Consider the following 25,730-nt stretch of genomic DNA (forward strand, 5'->3'; position numbering starts at 1 on the left):
ATAAAAAAAGGAGGTTAAACCTCCTTTTTTACTTTAACAACATTCTGATGTTAAATCAACTTGTATATCTTCAAGTTCTATTTTTGATAATAATTTTAATTGATCATTTCCAAACAAACTATCTAAAACATGTAACTCAGTTTTTAAATCATCTGTTTTATAATTTTTATAATCAACAAATCTTAATCCATTAATATTTCTAGCATTATAAGCTTCTCTAAATCGTATTCCTCCTCCATTAACTGCGTACTTATAGGCTAAAAAATCTACCGTATATTTATCCTTATGTATCCAATACATAAATTCATCTTCATAGTCTGTTCCTCCTCCTTCTTGATTAAAACTTACTTCAATTTCATAATATGGATTATTATTAATTATAGTTTCTCCTACTAGTTTTTTATTTACTGCTTGAGCATTCAATCCATAAGGTAGATAGGCAAAATAATGAACAGAATTTACACCATCACTGACTCTTGTAATTAAAGAATCTGGCACTTTAATTATACTATCATTAACACTACGCTCTAATCCATTATTACTTAATTTATCATGTATTGTTCTTACAGAGTCTTTTATGATTCGTTCTAATAAATATTTTCCATTTTCATGAGTTCCTAAATATTTCTTTTTTCTAAATACAAACGCTTTTTTTGAATGCTCATATTTAGTTCCTCCTGCTTCTAATATAGTCTTGTCAATTATATCCTGTGCTGTAAGTTTTTCTTCTTTTTTAGAATTACATGCCATTAGACCTAATATAATTGAAACACCAATTATTATCTTTTTCATATACTTTATTTTGGGGGTTAAAATACGTGTTAATCGGCGTAAAAAATATCATAATTTTGTTAATATTTTATTAGCAAATGATAAAATTGATTTTTTTAATGTCAAAAAGATCTCTATTTTGCGATAGAAAAAAATTATACCCCCATGAGATACTTAATTTTAATTTTATTCTTGTGTCTTTCACGCCCTGCTATGGCGCAAGACACTACTGTTTATGATAAAGTCTTAACCGCTTTTTCAGAACAGTTTAATGCTGAAAATGTAACTGGCGTACATGATTTATATTCTAACGAAATGAAAGAATATATGCCATTAGAAAATGCAACCCAATTTATTAATGGTATGCATAAACAATTTGGAAACATCAAAAGTCACAAATTTGTAAGTGCTCAAGAAGGTGTTCATATTTACCATATTGTTTTTGATAAAGGAACTTTATCTTTAGAATTACAAATTGATGCTGTTCATAAAATTACAGGTATTGTTTTTGACGAATTATAAATACTTTTTCATTTAAGCTTTGTATTTTTGTAGCCTTTCCTAAATACATTTCGATTTTAGTTCTAGTTTTTTAGGGTAAATAAATTTTATTAAAATCCATTAATGAAGAAAAAAAATAATACCATAAATATACTCAATCGTAAAGCTAAATTTGAATACGAATTTTTAGATCGTTACACTGCAGGTATTGTTCTTGCTGGTACCGAAATAAAATCAATTCGTGATGGAAAAGCTTCTATAGCAGAAAGTTTTTGCGAATTCAATAACAATGAATTATTTGTTATTAATATGCATATTGAAGAATATTCACATGCAACTTATTTTAATCATCGTCCTAAAAACGAACGCAAATTACTTTTAAATCGAAAAGAATTAAGAAAATTGGAAAAAGAAGTAAAAAATTCAGGCTTAACTATTATTCCAACACGATTATACATTAATGATAAAGGACTTGCCAAAGTTGATATCGTTCTCGCAAGAGGTAAAAAGATGTATGACAAACGACAAACAATGAAAGATAGAGATAACAAAAGAGATCTCGATCGCGTAAAAAAAGCATATAACTAAAAAAACCGAGCTTATTGCTCGGTTTTTTTATGATGTCTTAGCATCCATAATTTAATATATCTCATCATGACAGAATACGATTGTATATATGCAATCACAAAACCTACTACTCCATCTCTAAAACCTTGTTGTAAAATATAATGTTTAAAGAAACTCCACATAGGTTTTAAGATGAAATGATATGGCGTTAATAATCCTGTTTTTTTATCATAATCATTAGCCTGCCATGTTGCATAACGATTTAACTTTTTCATATGCGCATCTAATGTCGTATAAGTATTATGATAAAATCTATTTTTTAAAAATACCAGTCTTCCATCTGTTTCAATTTCTTCATGAACTTGCTTATCTTCATATCGACAGTGATCTCTCATAAACAATCGTATCACTTTATCGTTTTGCCATCCACTGAATCTTACACGTTTACCCATAAAGTGATTACGTCTTTTGATCCAATATCCTGTAATATTATCTTTTCCTGGTTCTTCTTCTAAAACTTTAATAATTTCAGTTTTCAATTCTGGTGTAACGCGCTCATCTGCATCAACTAAAAGAATCCATTCATGAGTAGCTTGTGGTATCGCCCAATTCTTTTGTGAAGCTGGATAATCAAATTCTCTTTGTAATATAAAATCTGTATATTGTTTTGCTATTTCAACAGTAGTATCTGTACTATACGAATCAACTACCATAATTTCATCTGCAAAAGTCACAGATTCTAGAACCTCCTTGATATTATGAGCTTCATTAAAAGTAGGTATTATAGCAGTTATTTTTTGCTTATTTTTTGATTTTGTATCGATGACTAATTCATTTTTTGGGGGTGCAAATTTAAAGTTTTTACCTAAGAAATCTTGAAGATCTGGCATAAAAAAACGAGGTTCAAAATAGGTATAGAATTTTAACGATAATGATCTTAATTCTTTTCTATCTTGAGTTGTGTATACATAAGGTATATGATCTGCTAAATGTACTGACATATGCTTTTTTCCATCTTCAAACATATTCCAATCTTTCTTAACTATCCAAGGTGAAAAAATGGTAAAAGTTGGTTTATCTAGAGCTTTTGCCATATTAACTGCTCCTCCTTCATTACCTATCAAAGCATCACATTGAGATAACAAAGCTATAAACTCTCTTAAACTTTTTCCAAAAACGTTAAAATACGTTTGTTGCTGTGTTTGTGAGTTAGTTAAATCATATATTTTTTTTGCATCTGCTTCTTGGCTCGGTATATAATTATATAAAATAGAAGCCTTTGTACCTCTAGCTACCTCATCAATCACCATAGCCATTTTTTCAAAAGGTAATGTCTTTTCTTTTTCACTACCTAAAACACTTATCATTATTAAAGGAGATTCATTAGAAATACCATTACTCTCTAAGTATTTTTTAGCATTCTCTTTTTCTTCTTTAGTAAGATAAATTTTAGGTTGTTTTATGCGCTTTACTATTTCTTCTTCATCAAATACAAGTCGTAATCTATTCTCTATAGCTGTACTTGCATTAGTTAACGCATCTAGTTCACGATCAATCGTTTTGGTATATAAAAATTGAGTATACCATTTTTTAAAAGAAATTTTTTCTTTTGCTTTAGAAAAATAGGTAATAATATTACTCTCTAGCTTTCCATATGCATCAATCACCATATCATATTGTTCATTCTTTATCTGCTTCAAAAAACTATAAAAAGCTTTTCTACTTTCTCTATATTCTGGTAAAAAATGAATTACATTACCCAAATTAGGATGTTCTTTTATTACAGGTAAAGTGCTAGAATTGACTAAATAATCTATAGTTGCATTAGGATATTTCTCTTTCAAGGCTTCACATATGATTGTACTGGTTAGCACGTCTCCTATCATTTTTTGTTGAATCACTAATATTTTCATAGACTATTATAACTTTATAAAAATGCTAAGCCTACATATAAAGTATTGTTTATATATAGGCTTTTGTAATATTATATACTTTTCTTTTCTATTATACAGCTACGTCATATTCACGTAACGCATCATTTAAAGAAGTTTTTTTGTTGGTACTCTCTTTTCTCTTACCTATAATTAACGCACATGGCACATTGTATGTTCCTGCAGCAAACTCTTTTGCATAGCTTCCTGGAATAACTACTGATCTAGCAGGCACTATACCTTTCATTTCAACAGGTTCATCTCCTGTTACATCTATAATCTTTGTAGACGCTGTAAGCACAACATTCGCTCCTAAAACGGCTTCTTTCTCAACTTTTACACCTTCTACAACTATACATCTAGATCCTATAAAAGCATTATCTTCAATAATTACAGGTGCTGCTTGTAATGGTTCCAAAACACCACCTATACCAACTCCTCCACTCAAATGTACATTTTTTCCTATTTGAGCACAACTTCCTACTGTAGCCCATGTATCAACCATAGTTCCCTCGTCTACATATGCTCCTATATTAACATAACTAGGCATTAAGATAGTTCCTGCTGAAATATATGCTCCATGTCTAGCTACAGCATTAGGAACTACTCTTATTCCTTTTGCTTCATATCCTCTTTTTAATGGAATTTTATCGTGGTATTCAAAAATTCCCGCTTCTAATGTTTCCATTTTTTGAATAGGGAAATATAATACCACTGCTTTTTTTACCCATTCGTTTACTTGCCAACCTCCTTCTACTGGTTCTGCAACACGTAATTCTCCACTATCCAAAAGTGAAACTACCTCGCGAATAGCATTTTGTGTACTATCTTCTTTTAATAAGGATCTATCTTCCCATGCTTTTTCAATAAGCTCTTGCAATTGATTCATTATCTTTTTTTGTGGTAAAGATAAGGCTTCAATTGAATTATTTATAATTCAGTTCTATAAAATACTATTCATTTCTAGTATTAATTTTGACTATATTTAATTGAAATCACTCAATATTTCTATTCTTCCAATATAAATTCTATTTTTGCAAAAAATTTTTCATGGCACGTATTCTAGCTATAGATTATGGAAGTAAGAGATGTGGAATTGCTGTTACTGATGAATCTCAAATTATTGCCTCTGGTTTAACTACTGTTGATACTAAAGTTCTTTTGGATTGGCTAAAAGAATATACTTCAAAAGAAGAAGTTGAGCTTTTTATCATAGGTGAACCCAAACGTCTTCATGGTGAAGCGTCTCAAAGTGAAGCTTTAATTAAACCATTCATCAAAAAACTCAATACTACTTTTTCAATTCCGATTAAAAGAATTGATGAACGTTTTACTTCAAAAATAGCATTTAACACTATGCTTGCTAGTGGAATATCAAAGAAGAAAAGACAAAATAAAGCACTAGTAGATCAAATTAGTGCTACTATAATACTTCAAGATTATTTATATAACCGATAATTTTCTTGAAATAATCAATATTACATTAATTCATTTTAGATAATATCACATGGTTTTACCAATTGTTGCATACGGAGATCCTGTATTAAGAAAAAAAGCAAAAGACATCACCAAAGATTATCCAAACTTTACAGAGTTACTAGATAATATGTTTGAAACAATGTATAATGCTCATGGTGTAGGATTAGCTGCTCCACAAATAGGTTTACTTATTCGTTTATTCATTGTGGATGCAGAACCTTTTGCCGAAGATGATGAAATCTCTGAAGAAGAAGCTGCTGTTTTAAAAACATTAAAAAAACCTTTTATTAATCCTGAAATTATTGAAGAAACAGGTGAAGAATGGGCTTTTAATGAAGGATGTTTGAGTATTCCGGATATTAGAGAAGATGTTTTTAGAAAAGAAACTATAAAAATTCGTTATTACGATATTAATTTTAACGAACATGTAGAAACTTATAGTGGTCTTGCTGCTCGTGTAATTCAACACGAATACGACCATATTGAAGGAATTTTATTCACTGATAAACTATCTAGTTTAAAAAAGCGTTTAATCAAAGGAAAATTAAATAACATTTCTTCAGGAAAAATACGTGTTGATTATCGTATGCGCTTTCCTTTAGCAAAAAAAGGACGTTAATTTTTTTTGATTTTTAATGGCAAACTATTGATATTTGCCGCCTTGAATAAAAAATATTTAGAATTTAAAGATATATGAGTTTAGATAAAATTTTAGCTATTTCAGGTAAACCTGGATTATATGAATTAAAAGCACAAACTCGTGGAGGTTTTGTTGCAGAATCATTGGCTGACGGAAAACGTACTGCTATAAATATGCGCCATAACGTGAGTGTATTGAGTGAAATCGCTATTTATACTTACACAGAAGAGATGCCTTTAAGAGAAGTATTTAATCGTATTAAAGAGAAAGAAAACGGAGCTCAAACCATTAGTCATAAAGAATCAAAAGATAAACTTACTGCTTATTTTAGTGAAATTCTTCCTGACTATGATGTAGATCGTGTTTACCCTAGTGATATTAAAAAAGTAGTGCAATGGTACAACATTTTACACGGAAAAGGATTTACCGATTTCTCTGAACCTGAAACAGCTACAGCAGCTACTCAAGAAGAAGAATAACACTTATTTTCTTATACTAAAATGGTTACTTGATACAAGTAACCATTTTTTATTGATACTATTTTAACATCAAACTTCTACTTTACTGTATATTATTTTTGATTAGTCTACGTTATCATTACAACTAATTATATCTATACGTTATGATTCATTACAAATCAAAAACAACCAATTCAAATTTTTCTTTATACTTAAGCGTCCTATTTTTTTGCTTATTTTTCAATTCATCTTTTTCACAAGAAATAGCAGAAAACGCTATAGGTTTACGCCTAGGTGATAATGATGGTTTTGGTGCTGAAATATCATATCAACGTGCAATCTTTTCTAATAATCGTTTAGAATTCAACTTGGGTTGGAGAGATAAGCGTGATTTTGATGCGATAAGATCTGTAGGTGTTTATCAATGGGTTTTTCCTATCGAGGGGAATTTTAATTGGTTTGTAGGTCCCGGAGTTGGTGTAGGGTTAATTGATGTTGATGAAGATCGAATTGATCGCAACGATGATGAAGTTTTTGCACTTATTGCAGGTGACATCGGTATTGAATATCATTTTGATTTCCCTTTACTTATTTCGTTAGATTTTAGACCAGAGATAAATTTCAACAATTATGATGATGATCTTAATTTTGATATTGCTCTAGGTTTCCGTTATCAATTTTAAAATAAGGTTTAATCTTTCATAAACTTTTTTAAATAAATTCCAATAAAACTAATCACTCTTAGATTCTTTTCTTTTTTATATTTTGGGGTCGCATTAAATTAACTTAAACCCCTATTTTAAATGAAAAAAAGATTCCCCTTAATTCCTTTTTTATTATTCTTAATGCTATCTACATTTAGCATTTCATGTTCTGGTGATGACGACGAGACTACAGATGGAAATAATAATACTAATGATAATGAAATTGTTGCTATCGAATGTGGTACAGAAGGTATGATCTCTAATACTACTGTTTGTAATACTCAAGTTGGAGATTATGAATTAGCTTATGCGTTACCTCAAGGTACTCCAAAACGATTAGCTGTATATTTTCATGGTGACGGATCAGAAAGACCTAATTTATCTGGTTTATTTGCTCAAACAGAGTTTGCTCAGGCAAACGATGTTATCCTTCTTGCCATTCATGCAAATACTTATAAAGATACTGATAGAGGTCCTATACGCAGCTGGGCAAAGAAAAATGGTGCAGAAGGTGTTACTGATGTAATTGATGCTTTTGTTAATCTTTATGATTTGCCTACAAATAATATGTTTTTTATAGGTGTATCAGGTGGTGCTTGGTATCTTACCGATGATTTTATTCCAGCTACTGGTCATCTTTATCAAGGTTCTTATCATATAGCTTGTGGTGCAAATAATCCAGAGGATCGTGATTTTGTATGGGATCCTACAACTCAAACCGATTTTACATCAAAAATCTTTATCAATTATGATTATGGTTCTGGAGATTTCTTAGTACCGTCTATCGAACGTAGTATTGAGTATTATCGCAATAAAGGTTTTACTGTTTTTACTCCTGATCCATTAGGTGGTGAAGGACATTGTGGTACGCCATTTAACACTAACGCAGTTGATTTTTGGGCTCAATATTTATAATACTTTATTATATTATACAAGAAAGGCTAATCAAATAATTGATTAGCCTTTCTTCTTTTTATCTTTTTATCACTATGCTATAATTTCCATAGCTTCTTCATATAAAGCTACATATTTAGGAACAATCTTATGTATATCAAATTGAGAAGCTTCAGTAAAGGCATTCTTTTTAAACTGCTCTAATACATCTTCATCTCTTAATATATTAATTCCATTTTGAGCCATTTCGGTAATATTTCCAACTTCACTTAAAAATCCTGATACACCATTCTTATTAACTTCAGATAATCCACCTGCATTAGTAGAAATTACTGGTACGTGATTAACCATAGCTTCAAGTGCTGCTAACCCAAAACTCTCTCTTTCTGATGGTAATAAAAATAAATCAGAAAAACATAGAATTTTATCGATCTCATTACTATTTCCTAAAAATAAGACCTTATCACAGATACCTAACGCTTTTGCTTGTTCTTCTGCTCCTTCTCTTTCTGGACCATCACCTACCATAATTAACTTAGATGGAATTTCTTTTTGTATTTGATGATAAATAGCAACTACATCATTAATACGTTTTACTTTTCTAAAATTACTAATATGAGTAATAATACGTTCTTCTGGTTTAGCCATTAGATCCCTTTTACAATCTGTAAAATGTACATCGTGCTTCTCCATATCAATAAAATTAGGGACTACCTTTATTTCTTTATTGATATCAAACAAACGTAAGGTATCTTCTTTTAAACTGTCAGAAACAGATGTTACAACATCACTATTATTAATACTAAAAGTTACTGCTGGCTTATAAAAAGGATGATTCCCTACTAATGTAATGTCTGTACCATGTAATGTAGTGACCATAGGAATATCTATACTTTCTTCTTTAAGCATTTGTTTTGCCATATATCCTGCATAAGCATGCGGAATAGCGTAATGCACGTGTAAAACATCTATTTGATGTTCTTTAATAGTATTTACCAATTTGCTAGATAATGCTAATTCATATGGTTGATAATGAAATAGTGGATATTCTGGTACACTTACTTCATGAAAATGAATATTAGGGTTTAATAAATCTAATCTTACTGGCTGCTTATACGTAATAAAATGAACTTCATGATTTAGTTTAGCAAGTGCTATACCTAATTCTGTTGCTACTACTCCACTCCCACCAAAAGTAGGATAACATACTATCGCAATTTTCACACGTTTAAATTTTAATGACAATCAATTAACCTTAAAATTAAGGGGATTATAAGAATTCCTTAATTCGTCTACAAATTACATTAAAATTACAATTGCTTCCTGTTAAAAAAGTTGTTAAATCATTATCAATTTATATTACCTCTAAAATGTATTTCTCTAAGCATTTCAAAAACAAAGTCTAAGAAGTCTATTTATATTAAAAATCTTTTTGACATTCTTTTTCGGTATCTAAATTCTCTAATCTTTTTGTCCTACTAAAAAAACGTTTAGCTTTGCATGTGAATATACTTGGATAATAAAAATCTTATTTTTTTGTTATTCAAATCAAATTAAACAACGTTATTATGATTATAACACCTAGAACACGTGGTTTTATATGTTTGACAGCTCATCCAAAAGGTTGTGAGCAAAATGTACTCAATCAAATTGAATACATCAAATCTAAAGGAGCTATCGATGGTCCTAAAAAGGTTTTAGTAATCGGAGCTTCAACTGGTTTTGGTTTAGCTTCTAGAATTACTAGTGCGTTTGGTTCTGAAGCTTCTACTATAGGAGTTTATTTTGAAAAACCACCTGCAAAAGGTAAAACAGCTTCTCCTGGATGGTATAATACAGCTGCATTTGAAACTGAAGCTCATAAAGCTAATTTATATGCAAAAAGTATTAATGGTGATGCTTTTTCTAATGAAATAAAAGAACAAACTATAGCACTTATTAAAGAAGATCTAGGTCAAGTTGATTTAGTTATATATAGTTTAGCCTCTCCTGTTCGTACTCACCCTGTTACTGGTAAACGTCATAAATCTGTATTAAAACCTATAGGACAACCTTTTAAAAATAAAACTGTAGACTTCCATACTGGAGTTGTATCAGATATAGCTATAGATCCATGTACAGAAGAGGATATCCAAAATACTGTTACAGTAATGGGTGGTGAAGATTGGAAAATGTGGATGGATGCTCTAAAAGCAGCAGATGTTTTAGCTCTAAAAGCTACAACTGTGGCATATTCTTATATCGGGCCAGAAGTTACAGAACCTGTATATCGTAAAGGAACTATAGGTAAAGCAAAAGAAGATTTAGAAGCTACTGCTTTTAAAATAAATGATAGTTTAAAAGATTTAAATGGTCAAGCTTATGTTTCTGTTAACAAAGCACTAGTAACACAAGCGAGTTCTGCTATTCCTGTAATTCCATTATATATTTCATTATTATATAAAATAATGAAAACTAATAATGTTCATGAAGGTTGTATCGAACAGATTCAACGTTTATTTAGTGAACGTTTATATCATGGTGGAGTTGTTCCTACAGATAATGAAGGACGTATTCGTATTGACGATTGGGAAATGCGTGAAGATATTCAAGCCAAAGTAAAAGAATTATGGGATCAAGCTACAAGCGAAAACTTAGCACAACTAGGAGATCTAGAAGGTTATGCTAATGATTTCTTTAATTTATTTGGTTTTAAAGTAGAAGGTGTTGATTATGATGCTGAAGCAGATGAAATAGTAAATATCCCAGGTCTACAAGAATAATATTAAAAAAATCTAGTTTTTTAATATATCATATTGAGCTTCAAGTAATTCTTATTTGAAGCTCTTTTCTTTAGATACAACTGATGTTAATTAAATACTACTAGTAGTAAAATTAATATTTCTAACTATTTCAAGTCGAATAATACTTTTTTAATTAAACGTTCATTATTGTTATTTTAATACTATTTTTATCTAAAAACAAATGTTTTTGATAATTTAGGGTGATTAAATAATAAAATATTTATCTATTTTTAGCTAAATTCATCATTATTCACAACTATGTTCTTAAAAAAAACACTCTTAAAACCTATTAAAAAAAATGAACTTAATACCACCTCAAAAAAAATATTCTTTATTAACTCTATTATAAATAATCTAATAGTATTTGCTTTTTTTACGACAATACAAAATTTAAAGCAAAATTGTCATACTATTACAAAATATAGCGTATTCCATCAATGGAATGTTAATTTCATAGTTTGCAAAAATAAGCCAATAAAATCATGGTTATCCCCTAAAGAACAAGATTTTATATTACATCAATGCATCTTTATTTTATGAATTATATCTAAACATATATAATTTAAAGAAGGGAGTTTTTGGATATAGATTTTATGGATTTTAACAATATGATTTTAAACTTATGACCACACAAAAGATTATTACTTTACAAGAAACTATTGATTTTTTCTCAAAGATTACAACTTTATTAAAAGAGGCTATTCCTAATCAAGTAACTATTAACTCTGCTTCTAATAAATGTACTATTACTCCTTTTTCATCATCGGTTTCTCAAATTTGGATTAAACTTGATATTTCTGCAAAAGAATTAATTGTAGGAAGAGGATTTTTTAAAGAGCATTTTTCTGTAGATAAAGATGAAATTACAAAGGGTTTTTCAACATTTATTGATCATCTTATTATAAAACAACGAAGAATTGATTATTTCTTAGGTAACTCTATTTACCAAAGTGATTATGAAATCTATAGAAAAGGAAATGGTTATGTAAAATATGGTACAGTAGAATTTGCCAATTATAACACCACTACAAAAAAGAGAAAAAAAACAATTTCATTTGATCCCATTTTAAATAAAAGGGAACATAAAACACTATTAAAAAATATTCATGAGCTATAAGTTTCTATAAGCGAAATTTATATAGCATATGTTATTCTTAAAAGTATTAGATTTGAAAAAACCATAACAATAAAATTTATGTCATTATCTATTTTAGATTGGGGAATCATTATTGGTTTCTTTCTCGTGTTTACCATAATAGGTATTATCTTATCCAAACAAGCTGGTAAAAGTGCAAAAGATTTCTTTTTATCAGGTCGCAACATGCCTTGGTGGCTTTTAGGTATTTCTATGGTTGCTACTACCTTTTCTGCAGATACGCCTAACTTGGTTACTGATATTGTAAGACAAAATGGTATTTCTGGAAATTGGGTTTGGTGGGCATTTCTATTAACCGGGATGCTTACTGTTTTTGTTTATGCAAAATTATGGAGGCGCTCAGATGTTTTAACTGATCTAGAATTTTATGAAATACGATATAGTGGCAAAGCAGCAGCTTTTTTAAGAGGTTTTAGAGCCTTATATCTGGGTGTATTTTTTAATGTTATGATTATGGCAAATGTATGCCTTGCCGCTATTAAAATAGGTGGAGTCTTATTTGGTCTTCAACCTTGGGAATGTGTTCTTTATGCATCCATAATCACTGTGATATACAGTACTTTTGGAGGTTTAAAAGGTGTTATCATTACCGATTTCATTCAGTTTATTATTGCTATGGTAGGATCGGTTGCCGCTGCATATTACCTTATAAATACAACAGAAATTGGTGGTTTAGATAATCTCTTAACACAATCTAATGTTGCTGATAAATTAGATTTTTTACCCGATTTTAATGATTCTAAATCTTTAATTACACTCTTAATCATACCGTTGGCAGTACAATGGTGGAGTGTATGGTATCCAGGTGCAGAACCTGGTGGTGGTGGTTATATTGCCCAACGTATGCTTTCTGCCAAAGATGAGAAACATGCTATTGGTGCTACCTTATTGTTTAATATTGCGCATTATGCCTTACGTCCTTGGCCATGGATATTAATTGCTCTTGCTTCATTGGTTATCTTTCCAGAATTATCAAATATTCAAGAAGTATTTCCTCATTTGGATTCCTCTATTATTGGGCATGATTTAGCTTATTCTGCTATGCTTACCAAACTACCTAGTGGTTTATTAGGTCTTGTTGTAGCATCTTTAATAGCAGCTTTTATGAGTACTATCTCTACTCATCTCAATTGGGGATCATCTTATATAGCAATTGATTTCTATAAACGTTTTATCAATCCTCAAGTTACCGAAAAAAAATTAGTTAATATTGGTCGTTTATCCACTATTGGATTAATGATTCTTGCAGCATTATTTTCTTTAAAGCTTAGAAATGCACTAAGCACTTTTGAAATCTTACTACAAATTGGTGCTGGTACAGGTCTTATCTTTATTCTACGATGGTTTTGGTGGCGTATTAATGCTTATAGCGAAATTACAGGGATGATTGTTTCTTTTATTCTTGCTATTTGGTTTGAATTCTTTCATGAACCTGTATTCGGAGTTCAATTAGAAGGGTATCAAGAATTGTTATATGGTGTAGCTTTAACTACAATTTCATGGCTTGTAGTCACTTTGTTAACGCAACCTACAGATGTAAAAGTATTAGCTTCTTTTTATAATAAAGTGAAACCTTATGGTAATGGATGGAATGGATTTAAATCTAAAGCTGAATCTAAAAAAATCGCTCTAACTAAAGCTTCAGATAATTTTACCAAAGATCTAGCTTCTATGCTTATGGGAGTAATTTTGGTCTACTGTGCTCTATTTGCTACTGGTTATTTTATCTATGGAAACATAACTCATGGGCTTATTTTAAGCGGAATAGCATTAATTGCTACTTATCTTCTTATTAAACTTAAAAAATAAAAACGATATAAAATCATATTCAAAATCAAAATTCAATCATGGGAATATTCAATAAAATTTTAGGGAATGCAAGCGAAGTTTCATCTGAAAAATTAAACGAAAAGTATGGCAGATTACTTTCATCAAATGAACAGATAGAGCTGGGCTTCAAATTATTAAGAGATACTTTTATGTTCACCAATAAAAGACTCCTTTTAATAGATGTACAAGGTCTTACTGGAAGTAAAGTAGAATATAAATCTATGCCTTATAAAAGCATCTCTAGATTCTCCTTAGAAACTGCTGGTACGTTTGATCTAGATGCCGAATTAAAAATCTGGATATCAAGTGCTGATCAACCTGCCATAAGTAAAAAATTCAACAAAAGTGTTGATGTCTATATGGTTCAACGCTTTCTAGCTGATAAAGTATTATAATTTTCACAAAAAAGAGCTATTAAGTTAAACTTAACAGCTCTTTTTTTAGTTTTTATATGATGTTATTGATAGCCTATAATTTATATCCAATACTTAATTGAATATTTCTACTTTGTCCATCAATATCTAATGACGGCATATCATTTTCAAACACATTTGTAAGTCCTAAAGCATATCTAAGATCTACAAAAAAGTTTTCGAAAACATCTACTCCTACACCAACAACACCTGCAAAATCAAAAGTAGAATTATCAAAGGCGTCTAATTTATCTTCCCATTCCCATATTTTTAAACCTACCTGAGGTCCTGCATGGACATTAAATGTATTAGTTACATTATATTTTAAGATTATAGGTAATTGTAAATAATTTGTTCTCAAGTTCTTTTCTTTATTTCCTTGAGCCGAATATTGTAATTCTGGTTGAAGACTCCATTTATCAGATAAGTTATATTCTGCCAAGAAACCTACAACTAATCCATACCTATTCTCATCTAGATCACCTGTAAGATTATCTGAATCAATTGAACTTGCATTTACCCCGATACGCATTCCATATTTTGATCCTTGTGCTTGTATTGTATATACACCAAACATTAAGGTTATAAGCCCAAATAATAAAGATTTTTTCATAATTTCAAAATGTTGTTTAGTTTAACAAGTTTACTACAATCTATCGAGTAATCAAAATGGTTTAAAAACAATTTTATTATTAAAAAACTGTATATCAACACCTTTCTTTTTTACTCTTATTATAAAGTGATTTAATAATTCCGTCTGATAATCCTATTTTAGGTACATGAATTTTTCGTGCACCACTCCATTTCATTGCAGATAAATAAATCCTAGCAGCAGGAATAATTACATCTGCTCTATCTGGATTTAATTTTAATTGCCATATACGGTCTTCGTAACTTAGTGAATTTAACAACTTATAATAAGAACTTAGATATAAATATGATAATGATTTTCCTGCTCCTTCTTTACCACTATTTTTAATAATGTTATTAATATTCCCTCCTGACCCTATTAAGGATAATTCTTGATATGATGCAGTATGTTCTTTAATCCATTTTTCTGCTTCTTCCCATGTTTCTGCTTTTACATGATCATTAAGCAATCTCACAGTACCTAATTTAAAAGATTTTGAAGCTATAGTCTTACCAGAATGAAATACTGTAAACTCAGTGCTTCCTCCTCCTACATCAACATAAAGATAAGAAGCATCTGTTTGTATCAATTCATTAAGATTGGTCATTGCAATAATAGCAGCTTCTTCTTTACCATCTATAATATCTATCTTTATACCTGTCTTTTCTTTAATGAGTTCAACTACTTCTTTACCGTTTGTAGCCTCACGCATTGCAGAAGTAGCACAAGCTCTATACATTTTAACGCCATGTACTTTCATCAATAATTGATACGATTGCATAGCGTCAATCATTCGTTCTATATTAGCTTCAGATATTTTATTTGCTGTAAACACATCTGCTCCTAATCGTATAGGTACACGTATTAAGCTTGTCTTTTTAAAACGAGCATCTTTTCCTTCTTCTTCTGTTACGCTACTTATTAATAATCGTATTGCATTTGAACCAATATCTATGGCTCCATATTTTTCAATTCTTAACAAAATATTCTACTTCTTTGTTTTCTTTAAATAATATTCATAAGTCGCTAATTGCGATCTTATTTCCTCTTCATCGTTTTGTATATAGCTATTCTCTAGCGTTCCGTTTAAACTTCTCGCCTTTACATTATCACTCCAACAGATGGTAAAGGTATCAATTAATTCTTCTTTTATATCTTTATCATAAATAGGGCAAGAAATTTCTACTCTTCTATCCAAATTACGAGTCATCCAATCTGCAGATGAAATATAAACTAAAGGATTTCCTCCATTTTTAAATATATATAATCTAGGATGTTCTAAAAATTTATCGACAACACTTATTACTCTTATGTTTTCACTCATTCCCTTAACACCTGGAATAAGACAACATATTCCTCTTACAATCAATTCAATTTTAACTCCAGCATTACTCGCTTCGTATAATTTATCAATCATATCATAGTCACTTAAACTATTCAATTTAAGCTGAATTCCAGATGCCTTTCCTTCTTTACAATTCTTTATTTCCTTTTTTATAAGCTTTTTCAGAGAATTGCGCGTATAATGTGGTGAAACTAATAAGTGTTTATATCTATTTACTTTGTAATTGATTTCAAAAAACTTAAATACTTTATTGGCGTCTTTTAAAATAGATTGATTGGCTGTAAATAAAGTATAATCTGTATATACCTTGGCTGTAGATTCATTAAAATTACCCGTACTTATAAAACCATATCGTTTCATCTTGCCATTTTCTTCTCGCTCAATAATACAGGCTTTACAATGTACTTTTAATCCAGCTACACCAAAAATTAATTGTACTCCTTCTCTTTGCATTTGTTCTGCATAACGAATGTTTGCTTCTTCATCAAATCGTGCTTGTAATTCTATTTGTACAATTACCTTCTTACCATTCTTAACTGCATTGATTAACGAACTTGCTATATGCGATATACCTGCTAGTCTATAGATTGTAATCTTTATAACTTTTACCTTGGGATCAATTGCCGCTTCTCTTAAAAATTTTACTGTGTAAGAGAATGTATGGTATGGTGTATATTGTAAATAATCTTTTTTAGCTATCTTATCTAATAATCCTCCTTGCAAACTCAATCCTCTTATTCGTAAAGGCTTAATAGGTTGATAGATTAATTCTTTTTTACCCATATCGGGAAATCTCATATAATCCCTTCTATTGTGATAACGTCCTCCAGGTATAATACTATCGGTATCATTAATTCCCATCTTATTCATCAAGAAATTTAATGTTTCGCTATCCATCGTTTTGTCATAAACAAAACGTACAGGCTCTCCATCTCTTCTTGATTTAACACTACTGGATATTTTTTCTATAAAACTCTTACTTAAATCACTATCTATATCTAATTGTGCATCTCTAGTGATTTTAATCATATGTGAAGTTACCGATTCGTAATCAAAAATACTAAAGATTGTACGCATACAATAACGTATTAGATCATCTAGTATAATGATGTATTTTTTACCATCAATTTCTGGCAATACTACAAATCGTTCTACATTTTTAGGAATTTCTATCAGGGCATATATTCTACCATCTATCGCATTATTTATCTCAAGATCTGGATCATTATCTTTAAGTTTCAGTTTAACCGCAAGATATGCTCCACTATCTTTTAAATGAGGAAACTCTTCTAATCCGTTAAGGATAATTGTTCCTAAAGCTGGGCTTACTTTTGTTATAAAATAATTGAGAATATAATCACTATGTTCTTCAGAAACTTCATCTTCATTAATGATAAAAATATCATGTTTTTTAAGCTCTTGTGTGATTTTTTGAATTGTTTTTAAACTCCTAGATTGCTGTTTGATTACTATATCTGTAATTTGATCTAGTAATTCTCTAGCAGGAATACCTCCTAACACATTTCTACCTTCTTTACCTGCCTGATCGATACGTTTAACTGTTGCATATCTCACCTTAAAGAATTCATCTAAGTTATTAGAAAATATCCCTATAAAACGCAATCGTTCTAATAGTGGAACATTTTCATCTGCAGCTTCTTGTAACACTCTTGCATTGAACTGAAGCCAACTTAATTCTCTATTAATGTATCTATCATTTATGGTTTGCATCATTATCTTAAGGTTTTAGGGAAGAGTGTAAAAAGAGTGTGTCCAGCATTAATATTTTTCCATGAATCTTGTTCAAATCGAATACCTACTACTCCAGTTGTAGGCACATTATCCAAAAGCTGATCTCCATACATATTAGCTATGGATGTAAAGGCATGATTATGCCCAAAAACCATAAGGTGTGTAATTTCATCGGGACAATTATGTATTTCATCAAGTACTTGTTTTCCTTGAAAGTCATATAGATTGTGTTTTAATTCAAAAATGGTTTTATCTATCTTGAAATCTTCAAAAATAAGTGCTGCTGTTTCTTGAGTACGTTTGGCATCACTACACCATATTTGATCCACTTGTTTAATATATTTATGTAATTCTTTTGCTATTAAACCTGCATCATTTATTCCTCTTGAACTTAAAGGTCTCTCATGATCAATTACATCAAACTTCCATGAAGATTTTGCATGACGTATAAGATATAAATACTTCATAAATTACGTTTTTTTAATACTATTATGCTGTGGACAGTAATCTTATACAAGTTTAAGCATTCACCATTAGATTTCTTAATAAAATCAAGAAAAATTACGCAAAATATACAGGTTATTTTCAGTTATTTAAAGTTTATATTTCTCTTTAATTGTAGGTAATTCTTACATGAAAACAATAATATAGTATCACAAAATCGTTTTATCGTATTAATAAAGAATTAGATCGAAAAACTAATTCTTTTCTATTTTATCAAACACTATATCCATATGTTTGCTACGGTTTTCCCCTCCAATATTAAATATTTTACCCCTAGTAACTTGATGTTAATAAAATTACAAGCATTTTAAATAATGCTTGCAGGGATGCTGTAATGAAAAGAGATACTACTATTTATTGGAATCATACTAGGGCTAAGTTTTTTATACTTATATACCTATGTATAAGTTTTTCTTCTATACTTGATGCACAAGTAATCACTCCATTGAGTAAAAGAAAAGAATTAACTCTCAAAGGAGATTTTACTTTTTTGTCTAATACTGTTTTGGGCAAAATAAATAATGATCAAAAAACTGATCCATTTAATCCTAATAACAGTTATAATAAAGGTGGGATTAATAATCAATTTCAAATGGGTTATATTGACATTGATAATGATCCAAAGACCTTCAATTCTAGTAGTGCAACTTTGCAATTTGATTCTAATTGTATTCAAATTAAACACGTAGGTCTCTACTGGACTGCTGTTTATGCTGATTCAATCAGAAAGCATGATATTTCGTCTGTTCGTATTAAACTTCCTAATGATAGTACCTATACACAATTAAAAGACGCTGCCATTCTTCATGACGGAATGAATAATCAATTATCAACTGCCAAAGCTTATACTTGTTATAAGGATATTACTCATCTTATCACTCAACAAAAAGATCCTAATGGTATTTATACTGTTGCTAATATTGCTAGTTCTACATCGCATAGCAATACTTCTCAAGAAATCGGTAATGAATTAGCTGGTGGATGGACTATGGTTGTTATTTATGAAGATCCAAATAAAAGTAGAAAACGTTTTTATGTTTATGATGGTTACGTTAATGTTTCATCTAAATCTGATCCTGTCGTATTTAATTTTGATGGGTTTAAAACCATTCCTAAAGGTACTGTAAAAAGTAAGCTAGGTATTATTTCGTACGAAGGTGATAAAGGAATTCAAGGTGATGCTCTAGAGATGTTTTCTAATGCAGAGAATACCTATAAATATCTCCATACGCTAAATAATCCTAAACTTAATTTCTTTAATTCGAGTATCACCAAAAACGGGTCACATATCCTATCTAGACAACCTGCTAGTCAAAATACGTTGGGATATGATGCTGATATTTTTGATATAAAAAACAATGAAAACCAACTCATTACTAACAACCAAACCCAAACTAGCTTCAGACTTTCTACTAAAAATGACGGCTTTGTAACCACCGCTGTTGCTTTTAGTATAGAAGTCTATGAACCTACACTGGATATCGTTAAATCTATACATACCATAGATCACAACGAAATTCCAAGCTCTCATCAAATTTTACCTGGAGAAGAATTGTTATGTACACTTAGCGTGAATAATAATGGTAATGACGATGCTGTACATACAACTATTCAAGAAGTCTTTCCTTCTTTTATCGAATTTAATCCTAACACGGTTAGTGTTCCTAAAAACAGTAGAATCGATTATCAGTTTGATCCTATCAAAAATCAAATCACTTTTAAAATTCCTAATAAGCTTTTAAAATATAATTCTAAAGCCTTTAAAATTTCTTATAAAATACGCATAACAGATAATTGTTCTTTATTAACTAATAATCCTTCGATAGATTTAAGTGCTAGCTCTGTTACTGCTACTTATAAAGGTGCAAAAAATACGTCTCTCAAAAATGCTATAGCATATAATGACTATTCTACATGTCATTTACCTTTATCTAATATGACAAAAATGGATCTTATTATAGATACTATTTCTTGTGAAACTCCATTAGTAGATCAAAATCCTGATCTTTTTTATACTTCTTTAGATGATGATCAAACTCAATCAATATTCCCAGGAAAAACTCATGTAGAAAACAATACTCTTAGAGATTTAATTGATCTTAATACTATATACTTTGATTTTGATCACTGGGAAATTACTCCCAAAGCAAAAAAGGAACTAGATAAAATAGTGACTTTAATGCGAGATGATTTTCCTAATATGATCATCAAAATAGAAACACATACAGATCAACGTGGTTCTACAGCATATAATCAAAAACTCTCTCAAAAAAGAGCTTCCTCTATTTATTACTATTTAACAGCAAATCAAATAGAATCAAAAAGGATTATTTCTTATGTCGGTATGGGCGAATCAAAGCCTATTATAGATTGTCAAGATCAAAACTGTACTGAAGCTCAATTTGAAAAAAACAGACGTTCAAATTTTATTATAGTAGCACAATAATTAAGGTGCTAGCCTTACATACTCCCATTTTGTTTCTGTTTCTTCTGTAAGTTTATTTATGCTAAAAAGTATTCTATCATGTAGTCTATTAGGCCTACCTTGCCAGAACTCTATGCTTACAGGTGAAACTCTATATCCACCCCAATGTGGTGGTTTAGGAATTTCTTTTCCTTCATATTTAGCTTCTAGCATTTTTAGTTTATCGTCTAAGATACTTCTAGATGTAATTATTTCACTTTGATCTGAGGTCCATGCGCCTAATTGACTACCTCTAGGTCGAGATTTATAATATGAAATACTCTCTTCTTCTGTAGTCTTGGCTATAGTTCCTTTAATTATTACCTGACGTTCTAGATTAGGCCAAAAAAACGAAATACAAACGTTTGCATTCTTTGCTATTGCTTGTGCTTTATCCGATGAATAGTTTGTATAAAATACAAATCCTCTTTCATCATACTGCTTTAATAAGACAATTCTAGATTTTGGGTAGCCATCTACTCCTATTGTAGAAAAAGTCATTGCATTTGCTTCTTCTACTCCTCCTGCATCTTCTACTTCCTTAAACCATTGTGTAAACAATTCAAACGGAGAAGCTGGAAGATTTTCTTCTTTTAAAAAATATTTCTCGTAAGATCTTCTATAATCTTTTAAATCTCTATCCATCTTAAAACGTCTATATATAATTTAGCTATCAAAATTCAAAAACTTTTCCGTCATCTGCAACTTCTACTTTGTCAAAAACCGTCTCTGCTTCTTCTTTAAATAAAGAAATGTCTCCGTATCGTGTAGAATAATGACCTAAAACTAATGTACCTACTTCAGCTTTTTTTGCTATAGTTGCCGCTTCAACAGCCGAGCTATGTCCTGTAGTCTCACATAAGTGCTTATGCGATTCTAAAAAAGTAGATTCATGATAAAGTGCAGTAACACCTTTAATCAAAGGAACTTTTGCTTCGTCATATTTAGTATCACTACAAAAAGCATAACTTTTTATAGGATTAGGTTCCTCTGTAAGTTCTTCGTTTTTTACTATAGTTCCATCATCCAAGGTAATATCCTTACCTTTTTTAATCGATCTATAATAAGCTTTATCAATATTATAGTTAAGTACTTTACTTAAAATTAACCTTCGATCTCCTTCTTTCTCTTTAAATAAAAAACCGTTACAGTACACACGATGTTGTAAAGGAATAGTTGTTACAGAAACGTGTTCATCTTCATGAATAACTTCAGATTCTTTGCTAGTTAATTCATGGAAATGTAATGGATAATCTGTCCATGAATTCGAAAGTTTTAATTGCAATACAATAGCTTCTTTAATCCCTTTGGGACCATAGATATGTAAAGGAGCATCTCTTTTTAATAGTCTAAATGTTGAAATCAGCCCTATTAAACCATAGAAATGATCCCCATGCAAATGAGAAATAAAGATATGCTTTATACGAGAAAACTTGATCTTATGTCTTCTCAATTGCACTTGTGTTCCTTCTCCACAGTCTATTAGAAATATTTGATTATTAATTTCTAAAACTTGGGCAGTAGGATTGGTAAATGTTCGGGGTGTGGCCGAATAACAGCCTAATATTGTTACTCTCAAAGTATGTCTTTTTATACTAATCGAGTGCTATCTAAAGAGTTTATTAATACTTAAAATAGTGCGTTTAAAAACTTGCTATGTTGGCTAATAACTCGACATAGCGTTCTGCAGAAAACTTACGATATCCTGTTGTTCCTATTACATCTCCTTTCTCATTGAGTACCATTATTACAGGAAATACTTTTCTCTTATTATAGCGCTCAGCTAGCTTATTATTTTTTTCTTTTTGTTCTTTGGTTAAACGATTTTTCTTTCTTTTTGGAAAATCTGCTTTTAGCAATACAAAATTTTCTTTGGCATATGATTTAAAAACTTCTGTAGAAAGAATATTCTTTTCTAGCTTTTTACACGGTGGGCACCAGTCTGATCCGGTAAATAATAAAACTATTTTTTTGTTTTCTGATATCGCTATTTCTTTAGCTTCATCAATATCTGTATGCCATTCTTGTGCAGTGCTTACAGTAAAGTTTAACAATAGTAAGATTAGGGGAATGAAAATTTTACTCATTATGATGGTTACTTATTAAAATGGATAATGATTAAGACGTAGGCATCATATAAACTTTACAGCTTTAATACTCTTTTTTAAAAGCCTAAATCTCTTTCTATCTCTTCCATTTCAATAAGATCATAAGCTTCTTGAAGTGTTGGCACTATGGTAACTTCCTCAGGTGCTTCTTCATAGCTTATTTTATTGGTAACTATTACAAATGAGTGTTTCTCATTTTTATGTTTTTTTGAAAGTTGCAAAAATTCTGAAATATCTTGAGTTGTAATTGCTGCTAACGAAAATAAATTCACGATTACATTATCTTGAGAAAATGTATCATATTTTTCGTTCATAGCTTTTACCAATTCTACAATTGATAATTTTTCTTGTGTAATAATAGTAGTCGTTCCGTTCTTGTCAAATATCATAATAACTATTTTTTAATTTTTGATGCTAATAAGTAAATTACAGCCATTCGCACTGCTACCCCATTCTCTACCTGATCCAAAATAATGGCTTGTTTTGAATCTGCTACATCACTGGTAATTTCTACTCCGCGATTAATCGGTCCAGGGTGCATTATCACAATTTCTTTATCTAAACTATTTAATAGTTCTTTTGTTACTCCATATTGTTGTGCATATTCTCTAGTAGATGGAAAATAACTAATTTCCATACGTTCATTCTGCACACGTAGCATATTTGCTACATCACACCATTCAAGTGCTTTTCTTAAATCTAACTCTACTTCAACACCTAGTTTTTCAATATATCTAGGTATTAATGTTTTAGGTCCACATACTTTTACTTGTGCTCCTTGTAGCTTTAATGCAAAAATATTTGATAATGCTACTCTAGAATGTAATATATCACCTACTATTACCACTTTTTTACCAGATACATCTCCTAATCGTTCTCTTATAGAATACGAATCTAATAGGGCTTGTGTAGGATGTTCATGTGCTCCATCTCCTGCATTAACAATACTAGCATCTACATGTTTTGATAAAAAGATTCCTGCTCCAGGATTAGGATGTCTCATCACCACCATGTCTACTTTCATAGATAAGATATTGTTTACCGTATCTATAAGTGTTTCTCCTTTTTTTACAGAAGACGATGCTGCCGAAAAATTAATAACATCTGCTGATAGTCGTTTTTCTGCTAATTCAAAAGAAAGCCGAGTACGTGTACTATTTTCAAAAAACAAATTTGCAATAGTAATGTCTCTTAGCGAAGGAACCTTTTTAATAGGACGATTAATTACTTCTTTAAAATGATCAGCTGTTTCAAAAATAAGTTGTATATCTTTTTCCTTAAGATATTTAATCCCTAATAAGTGATTCACACTTAATTCACTCATATTCTTTTAATTATTTATTAGAAAAACTGCATCTTCTCCTTGCACTTCTTCCCAATATACTTTTACTTTTTCTTGATTAATAGCATCTACTTGCCTACCTCTATAACTAGGCTGAATTGGTAAATGCCTGCTAAAACGTCTATCTATAAGTGTCAATAACTCTATTTCTTTTGGTCTACCAAAAGATTGTATTGCTGTTAATGCAGCTCTTATACTACGCCCTGTATATAATACATCGTCTATAAATACTACATTCTTATCTTCTACAATAAAATCAATATGAGTCTTATTAGCTTCTAGTGGTTTATCTCCCCTTCTAAAATCATCTCTATAAAATGTAATATCTAGATAACCTAGTTTTATATTAGGTATCTGATAATCATTTTCTAAAAAATTCTTGATTCTATTGGCTAGATAGGTTCCTCTAGGCTGAATCCCAATCAGTACAGTTTCTTTAAAATCTGAATGATTTTCAATTAATTGACAAGCCAACCTATGCAGGATAATGTGTATCTCTTTTGTGGTAAGAAGCTGTTTTTGACTCATAGTATCCAAATAGATATTTGGTATACAAAAATACATAAAAAAGTGATAGCTCTCTTAGCTTTTGCTTGATAAAGTTGACTGCTATTTTCTTTTCTAATTAAAATTTGTGGAGAGTTCTTATACCTTTTCTATCTATCGAATTAGCTTTCGCAGTGGTACTGGCATATCTACACCTTCAGAAATAAAACGCTTATGTACTCGTTCTTTAAGTTTACATTTCATTCTAAACTCTTGAAACGGTTCTGATATCCATACATATGCTCTAATATGTATATAATCTTCATGAATATCAATTACTCGCACTTGTACAGCTTCTTTGGTATGATCTCCTACATTATAGTCTAAGATATATTCTAATTCTTTTGCTTCTTCTTGTATTATTTTTCTTGCCAAATCCACATCGGCATACATTCCGATTTTAAAATTATTAAAACTCAATACTTTACTATCTTGTATTGTGTGATTTAAAACAGATTCTGTACTTATAATAGAATTAGGTATAATTAATCGTTTGTTCTCAAAAGTATTAATTACCGTATGCCTCAAGGTTATATCATCTACAATTCCTACTCGTTCTGTATCAAGTTTGATATAATCCCCTACTCTAAATGGTTTAAAAATCACAATGAAAACTCCCGCAATTAAATTCGATATTGCTGCTTGTGCAGCAAAACCAATAATTGCAGCTAAGATTCCTGCCCCTGAGAAAATTAGTGTAGCTTGCCGTCTTAAAAACGGTACTGTTGCTATAATCACGAGACAAGCCATTATCATAAATAAAAACTTGATTGAATTCTTTGCAAACTTTAAGCTTGTTACTCCAAACTGATCTTTCTTTTCTCTCGATACTAAATATCGTACTAAGAAAAACCGAAATATTTTAGACAATATCCAACCTATTATCAATAAGATCATACTGTAAAGAAAAA

27 protein-coding genes are annotated in these 25,730 nt (G+C 30.2%); 12 read left to right on the top strand and 15 right to left on the bottom strand.

The window, feature by feature from the left end:
* Window positions 1-33 precede the first annotated feature (33 nt).
* Window positions 34-792: a DUF6503 family protein gene (locus tag ACYEKI_RS02665; protein WP_459209610.1), complete on the bottom strand. Its 759-nt coding sequence runs from the start codon at window positions 790-792 to the stop codon at window positions 34-36.
* A 144-nt stretch (window positions 793-936) separates the two neighbouring features.
* Between ACYEKI_RS02665 and ACYEKI_RS02670 the strand changes: the two genes are divergently transcribed.
* Both ACYEKI_RS02670 and smpB read left to right on the top strand, forming a co-directional pair.
* Window positions 937-1,293, top strand: coding sequence for a DUF3887 domain-containing protein (locus ACYEKI_RS02670; RefSeq protein WP_459209611.1), 357 nt, complete (start codon window positions 937-939; stop codon window positions 1,291-1,293).
* Window positions 1,294-1,395: 102 nt separating this feature from the next.
* On the top strand, window positions 1,396-1,860 hold the full coding sequence (gene smpB / locus ACYEKI_RS02675; protein ID WP_459209612.1) for an SsrA-binding protein SmpB: 465 nt from the start codon (window positions 1,396-1,398) through the stop codon (window positions 1,858-1,860).
* Between the two features lie 11 nt (window positions 1,861-1,871).
* Here the strand turns inward: smpB and ACYEKI_RS02680 are convergent, their stop codons facing one another.
* Both ACYEKI_RS02680 and ACYEKI_RS02685 read right to left on the bottom strand, forming a co-directional pair.
* Entirely contained in the window at window positions 1,872-3,752 is a 1,881-nt protein-coding gene (locus ACYEKI_RS02680; RefSeq protein ID WP_459209613.1) for a glycosyltransferase family 9 protein, read from the bottom strand.
* A 91-nt stretch (window positions 3,753-3,843) separates the two neighbouring features.
* Window positions 3,844-4,659, bottom strand: a complete 816-nt coding sequence (locus ACYEKI_RS02685; RefSeq protein ID WP_459209614.1) for a 2,3,4,5-tetrahydropyridine-2,6-dicarboxylate N-succinyltransferase — start codon at window positions 4,657-4,659, stop codon at window positions 3,844-3,846.
* Window positions 4,660-4,820: 161 nt separating this feature from the next.
* Here ACYEKI_RS02685 and ruvX point away from each other — a divergent pair, with 161 nt between their 5' ends.
* The 5 genes from ruvX (at window position 4,821) to ACYEKI_RS02710 (ending at window position 7,966) form a co-directional block, all read left to right on the top strand.
* Window positions 4,821-5,228 carry a Holliday junction resolvase RuvX gene (gene ruvX, locus ACYEKI_RS02690; RefSeq protein ID WP_459209615.1) on the top strand — a complete coding sequence of 136 codons (408 nt, stop codon included), beginning with the start codon at window positions 4,821-4,823 and terminating at the stop codon, window positions 5,226-5,228.
* A 49-nt stretch (window positions 5,229-5,277) separates the two neighbouring features.
* Window positions 5,278-5,868, top strand: coding sequence for a peptide deformylase (def, locus tag ACYEKI_RS02695; RefSeq protein ID WP_459209616.1), 591 nt, complete (start codon window positions 5,278-5,280; stop codon window positions 5,866-5,868).
* Window positions 5,869-5,942: 74 nt separating this feature from the next.
* On the top strand, window positions 5,943-6,368 hold the full coding sequence (locus ACYEKI_RS02700; protein ID WP_459209617.1) for a DUF5606 family protein: 426 nt from the start codon (window positions 5,943-5,945) through the stop codon (window positions 6,366-6,368).
* 143 nt (window positions 6,369-6,511) lie between these two features.
* Window positions 6,512-7,030: a hypothetical protein gene (locus ACYEKI_RS02705; RefSeq protein WP_459209618.1), complete on the top strand. Its 519-nt coding sequence runs from the start codon at window positions 6,512-6,514 to the stop codon at window positions 7,028-7,030.
* Between the two features lie 120 nt (window positions 7,031-7,150).
* Window positions 7,151-7,966, top strand: coding sequence for a hypothetical protein (locus ACYEKI_RS02710; protein WP_459209619.1), 816 nt, complete (start codon window positions 7,151-7,153; stop codon window positions 7,964-7,966).
* Between the two features lie 72 nt (window positions 7,967-8,038).
* Here ACYEKI_RS02710 and bshA read toward each other — a convergent pair whose 3' ends face one another.
* Window positions 8,039-9,169 carry an N-acetyl-alpha-D-glucosaminyl L-malate synthase BshA gene (bshA, locus tag ACYEKI_RS02715; protein WP_459209620.1) on the bottom strand — a complete coding sequence of 377 codons (1,131 nt, stop codon included), beginning with the start codon at window positions 9,167-9,169 and terminating at the stop codon, window positions 8,039-8,041.
* A 344-nt stretch (window positions 9,170-9,513) separates the two neighbouring features.
* Here bshA and fabV point away from each other — a divergent pair, with 344 nt between their 5' ends.
* From fabV to ACYEKI_RS02735, 4 genes are all read left to right on the top strand, one after another.
* On the top strand, window positions 9,514-10,707 hold the full coding sequence (fabV, locus tag ACYEKI_RS02720) for an enoyl-ACP reductase FabV (protein ID WP_459209621.1): 1,194 nt from the start codon (window positions 9,514-9,516) through the stop codon (window positions 10,705-10,707).
* A gap of 643 nt (window positions 10,708-11,350) precedes the next feature.
* Window positions 11,351-11,845, top strand: a complete 495-nt coding sequence (locus ACYEKI_RS02725) for a hypothetical protein (RefSeq protein WP_459209622.1) — start codon at window positions 11,351-11,353, stop codon at window positions 11,843-11,845.
* Window positions 11,846-11,923: 78 nt separating this feature from the next.
* The gene (locus tag ACYEKI_RS02730; RefSeq protein ID WP_459209623.1) at window positions 11,924-13,693 is read left to right on the top strand and encodes a sodium:solute symporter family protein; all 1,770 of its coding nucleotides are present in this window, start codon (window positions 11,924-11,926) and stop codon (window positions 13,691-13,693) included.
* Window positions 13,694-13,731: 38 nt separating this feature from the next.
* On the top strand, window positions 13,732-14,109 hold the full coding sequence (locus tag ACYEKI_RS02735) for a PH domain-containing protein (RefSeq protein WP_459209624.1): 378 nt from the start codon (window positions 13,732-13,734) through the stop codon (window positions 14,107-14,109).
* Between the two features lie 73 nt (window positions 14,110-14,182).
* Here ACYEKI_RS02735 and ACYEKI_RS02740 read toward each other — a convergent pair whose 3' ends face one another.
* The 4 genes from ACYEKI_RS02740 to ACYEKI_RS02755 form a co-directional block, all read right to left on the bottom strand.
* Complete coding sequence (locus tag ACYEKI_RS02740) at window positions 14,183-14,740, bottom strand: porin family protein (RefSeq protein WP_459209625.1); 558 nt, start codon at window positions 14,738-14,740, stop codon at window positions 14,183-14,185.
* Window positions 14,741-14,834: 94 nt separating this feature from the next.
* Window positions 14,835-15,740, bottom strand: coding sequence for a Ppx/GppA phosphatase family protein (locus tag ACYEKI_RS02745; RefSeq protein WP_459209626.1), 906 nt, complete (start codon window positions 15,738-15,740; stop codon window positions 14,835-14,837).
* Between the two features lie 6 nt (window positions 15,741-15,746).
* Window positions 15,747-17,834: a polyphosphate kinase 1 gene (gene ppk1 / locus ACYEKI_RS02750; protein WP_459209984.1), complete on the bottom strand. Its 2,088-nt coding sequence runs from the start codon at window positions 17,832-17,834 to the stop codon at window positions 15,747-15,749.
* Between the two features lie 2 nt (window positions 17,835-17,836).
* Window positions 17,837-18,322 carry a SixA phosphatase family protein gene (locus tag ACYEKI_RS02755; RefSeq protein WP_459209627.1) on the bottom strand — a complete coding sequence of 162 codons (486 nt, stop codon included), beginning with the start codon at window positions 18,320-18,322 and terminating at the stop codon, window positions 17,837-17,839.
* A gap of 371 nt (window positions 18,323-18,693) precedes the next feature.
* Between ACYEKI_RS02755 and ACYEKI_RS02760 the strand changes: the two genes are divergently transcribed.
* Entirely contained in the window at window positions 18,694-20,805 is a 2,112-nt protein-coding gene (locus ACYEKI_RS02760; protein ID WP_459209628.1) for an OmpA family protein, read from the top strand.
* On the opposite strand, the gene pdxH is transcribed toward ACYEKI_RS02760, so the two are convergent.
* The 7 genes from pdxH to ACYEKI_RS02795 all read right to left on the bottom strand — a co-directional run bounded on the left by pdxH (window position 20,806) and on the right by ACYEKI_RS02795 (window position 25,689).
* Window positions 20,806-21,468, bottom strand: coding sequence for a pyridoxamine 5'-phosphate oxidase (gene pdxH, locus ACYEKI_RS02765; protein WP_459209629.1), 663 nt, complete (start codon window positions 21,466-21,468; stop codon window positions 20,806-20,808).
* A gap of 28 nt (window positions 21,469-21,496) precedes the next feature.
* A complete protein-coding gene (locus tag ACYEKI_RS02770; RefSeq protein WP_459209630.1) occupies window positions 21,497-22,402 on the bottom strand; it encodes a ribonuclease Z in 906 nt (301 codons plus the stop codon).
* Between the two features lie 64 nt (window positions 22,403-22,466).
* On the bottom strand, window positions 22,467-22,910 hold the full coding sequence (locus tag ACYEKI_RS02775; RefSeq protein WP_459209631.1) for a thioredoxin family protein: 444 nt from the start codon (window positions 22,908-22,910) through the stop codon (window positions 22,467-22,469).
* Between the two features lie 77 nt (window positions 22,911-22,987).
* Window positions 22,988-23,320, bottom strand: a complete 333-nt coding sequence (locus ACYEKI_RS02780; RefSeq protein WP_459209632.1) for a ribonuclease Z — start codon at window positions 23,318-23,320, stop codon at window positions 22,988-22,990.
* A gap of 5 nt (window positions 23,321-23,325) precedes the next feature.
* Window positions 23,326-24,255 (bottom strand): aspartate carbamoyltransferase catalytic subunit, encoded by a 930-nt coding sequence (locus ACYEKI_RS02785; protein ID WP_459209633.1) that lies wholly within the window; start codon window positions 24,253-24,255, stop codon window positions 23,326-23,328.
* Between the two features lie 6 nt (window positions 24,256-24,261).
* A complete protein-coding gene (pyrR, locus tag ACYEKI_RS02790; RefSeq protein ID WP_459209634.1) occupies window positions 24,262-24,801 on the bottom strand; it encodes a bifunctional pyr operon transcriptional regulator/uracil phosphoribosyltransferase PyrR in 540 nt (179 codons plus the stop codon).
* 132 nt (window positions 24,802-24,933) lie between these two features.
* Window positions 24,934-25,689 (bottom strand): mechanosensitive ion channel family protein, encoded by a 756-nt coding sequence (locus tag ACYEKI_RS02795; protein ID WP_459209635.1) that lies wholly within the window; start codon window positions 25,687-25,689, stop codon window positions 24,934-24,936.
* Window positions 25,690-25,730: the final 41 nt, after the last annotated feature.

The organism is Aquimarina rhabdastrellae (assembly GCA_947387485.1).
In the GTDB taxonomy this organism is placed as follows: domain Bacteria; phylum Bacteroidota; class Bacteroidia; order Flavobacteriales; family Flavobacteriaceae; genus Aquimarina.

What these genes read in the sequence shown, in the direction of transcription:
- ACYEKI_RS02665 (WP_459209610.1), bottom strand. Translation starts at nt 792, where the DNA reads ATGAAAAAGATAATAATTGGTGTTTCAATTATATTAGGTCTAATGGCA.
- ACYEKI_RS02670 (WP_459209611.1), top strand. Translation starts at nt 937, where the DNA reads ATGAGATACTTAATTTTAATTTTATTCTTGTGTCTTTCACGCCCTGCT.
- smpB (WP_459209612.1), top strand. Translation starts at nt 1,396, where the DNA reads ATGAAGAAAAAAAATAATACCATAAATATACTCAATCGTAAAGCTAAA.
- ACYEKI_RS02680 (WP_459209613.1), bottom strand. Translation starts at nt 3,752, where the DNA reads ATGAAAATATTAGTGATTCAACAAAAAATGATAGGAGACGTGCTAACC.
- ACYEKI_RS02685 (WP_459209614.1), bottom strand. Translation starts at nt 4,659, where the DNA reads ATGAATCAATTGCAAGAGCTTATTGAAAAAGCATGGGAAGATAGATCC.
- ruvX (WP_459209615.1), top strand. Translation starts at nt 4,821, where the DNA reads ATGGCACGTATTCTAGCTATAGATTATGGAAGTAAGAGATGTGGAATT.
- def (WP_459209616.1), top strand. Translation starts at nt 5,278, where the DNA reads ATGGTTTTACCAATTGTTGCATACGGAGATCCTGTATTAAGAAAAAAA.
- ACYEKI_RS02700 (WP_459209617.1), top strand. Translation starts at nt 5,943, where the DNA reads ATGAGTTTAGATAAAATTTTAGCTATTTCAGGTAAACCTGGATTATAT.
- ACYEKI_RS02705 (WP_459209618.1), top strand. Translation starts at nt 6,512, where the DNA reads ATGATTCATTACAAATCAAAAACAACCAATTCAAATTTTTCTTTATAC.
- ACYEKI_RS02710 (WP_459209619.1), top strand. Translation starts at nt 7,151, where the DNA reads ATGAAAAAAAGATTCCCCTTAATTCCTTTTTTATTATTCTTAATGCTA.
- fabV (WP_459209621.1), top strand. Translation starts at nt 9,514, where the DNA reads ATGATTATAACACCTAGAACACGTGGTTTTATATGTTTGACAGCTCAT.
- ACYEKI_RS02725 (WP_459209622.1), top strand. Translation starts at nt 11,351, where the DNA reads ATGACCACACAAAAGATTATTACTTTACAAGAAACTATTGATTTTTTC.
- ACYEKI_RS02730 (WP_459209623.1), top strand. Translation starts at nt 11,924, where the DNA reads ATGTCATTATCTATTTTAGATTGGGGAATCATTATTGGTTTCTTTCTC.
- ACYEKI_RS02735 (WP_459209624.1), top strand. Translation starts at nt 13,732, where the DNA reads ATGGGAATATTCAATAAAATTTTAGGGAATGCAAGCGAAGTTTCATCT.
- ACYEKI_RS02740 (WP_459209625.1), bottom strand. Translation starts at nt 14,740, where the DNA reads ATGAAAAAATCTTTATTATTTGGGCTTATAACCTTAATGTTTGGTGTA.
- ppk1 (WP_459209984.1), bottom strand. Translation starts at nt 17,834, where the DNA reads ATGCAAACCATAAATGATAGATACATTAATAGAGAATTAAGTTGGCTT.
- ACYEKI_RS02755 (WP_459209627.1), bottom strand. Translation starts at nt 18,322, where the DNA reads ATGAAGTATTTATATCTTATACGTCATGCAAAATCTTCATGGAAGTTT.
- ACYEKI_RS02760 (WP_459209628.1), top strand. Translation starts at nt 18,694, where the DNA reads ATGAAAAGAGATACTACTATTTATTGGAATCATACTAGGGCTAAGTTT.
- pdxH (WP_459209629.1), bottom strand. Translation starts at nt 21,468, where the DNA reads ATGGATAGAGATTTAAAAGATTATAGAAGATCTTACGAGAAATATTTT.
- ACYEKI_RS02775 (WP_459209631.1), bottom strand. Translation starts at nt 22,910, where the DNA reads ATGAGTAAAATTTTCATTCCCCTAATCTTACTATTGTTAAACTTTACT.
- ACYEKI_RS02780 (WP_459209632.1), bottom strand. Translation starts at nt 23,320, where the DNA reads ATGATATTTGACAAGAACGGAACGACTACTATTATTACACAAGAAAAA.
- ACYEKI_RS02785 (WP_459209633.1), bottom strand. Translation starts at nt 24,255, where the DNA reads ATGAGTGAATTAAGTGTGAATCACTTATTAGGGATTAAATATCTTAAG.
- pyrR (WP_459209634.1), bottom strand. Translation starts at nt 24,801, where the DNA reads ATGAGTCAAAAACAGCTTCTTACCACAAAAGAGATACACATTATCCTG.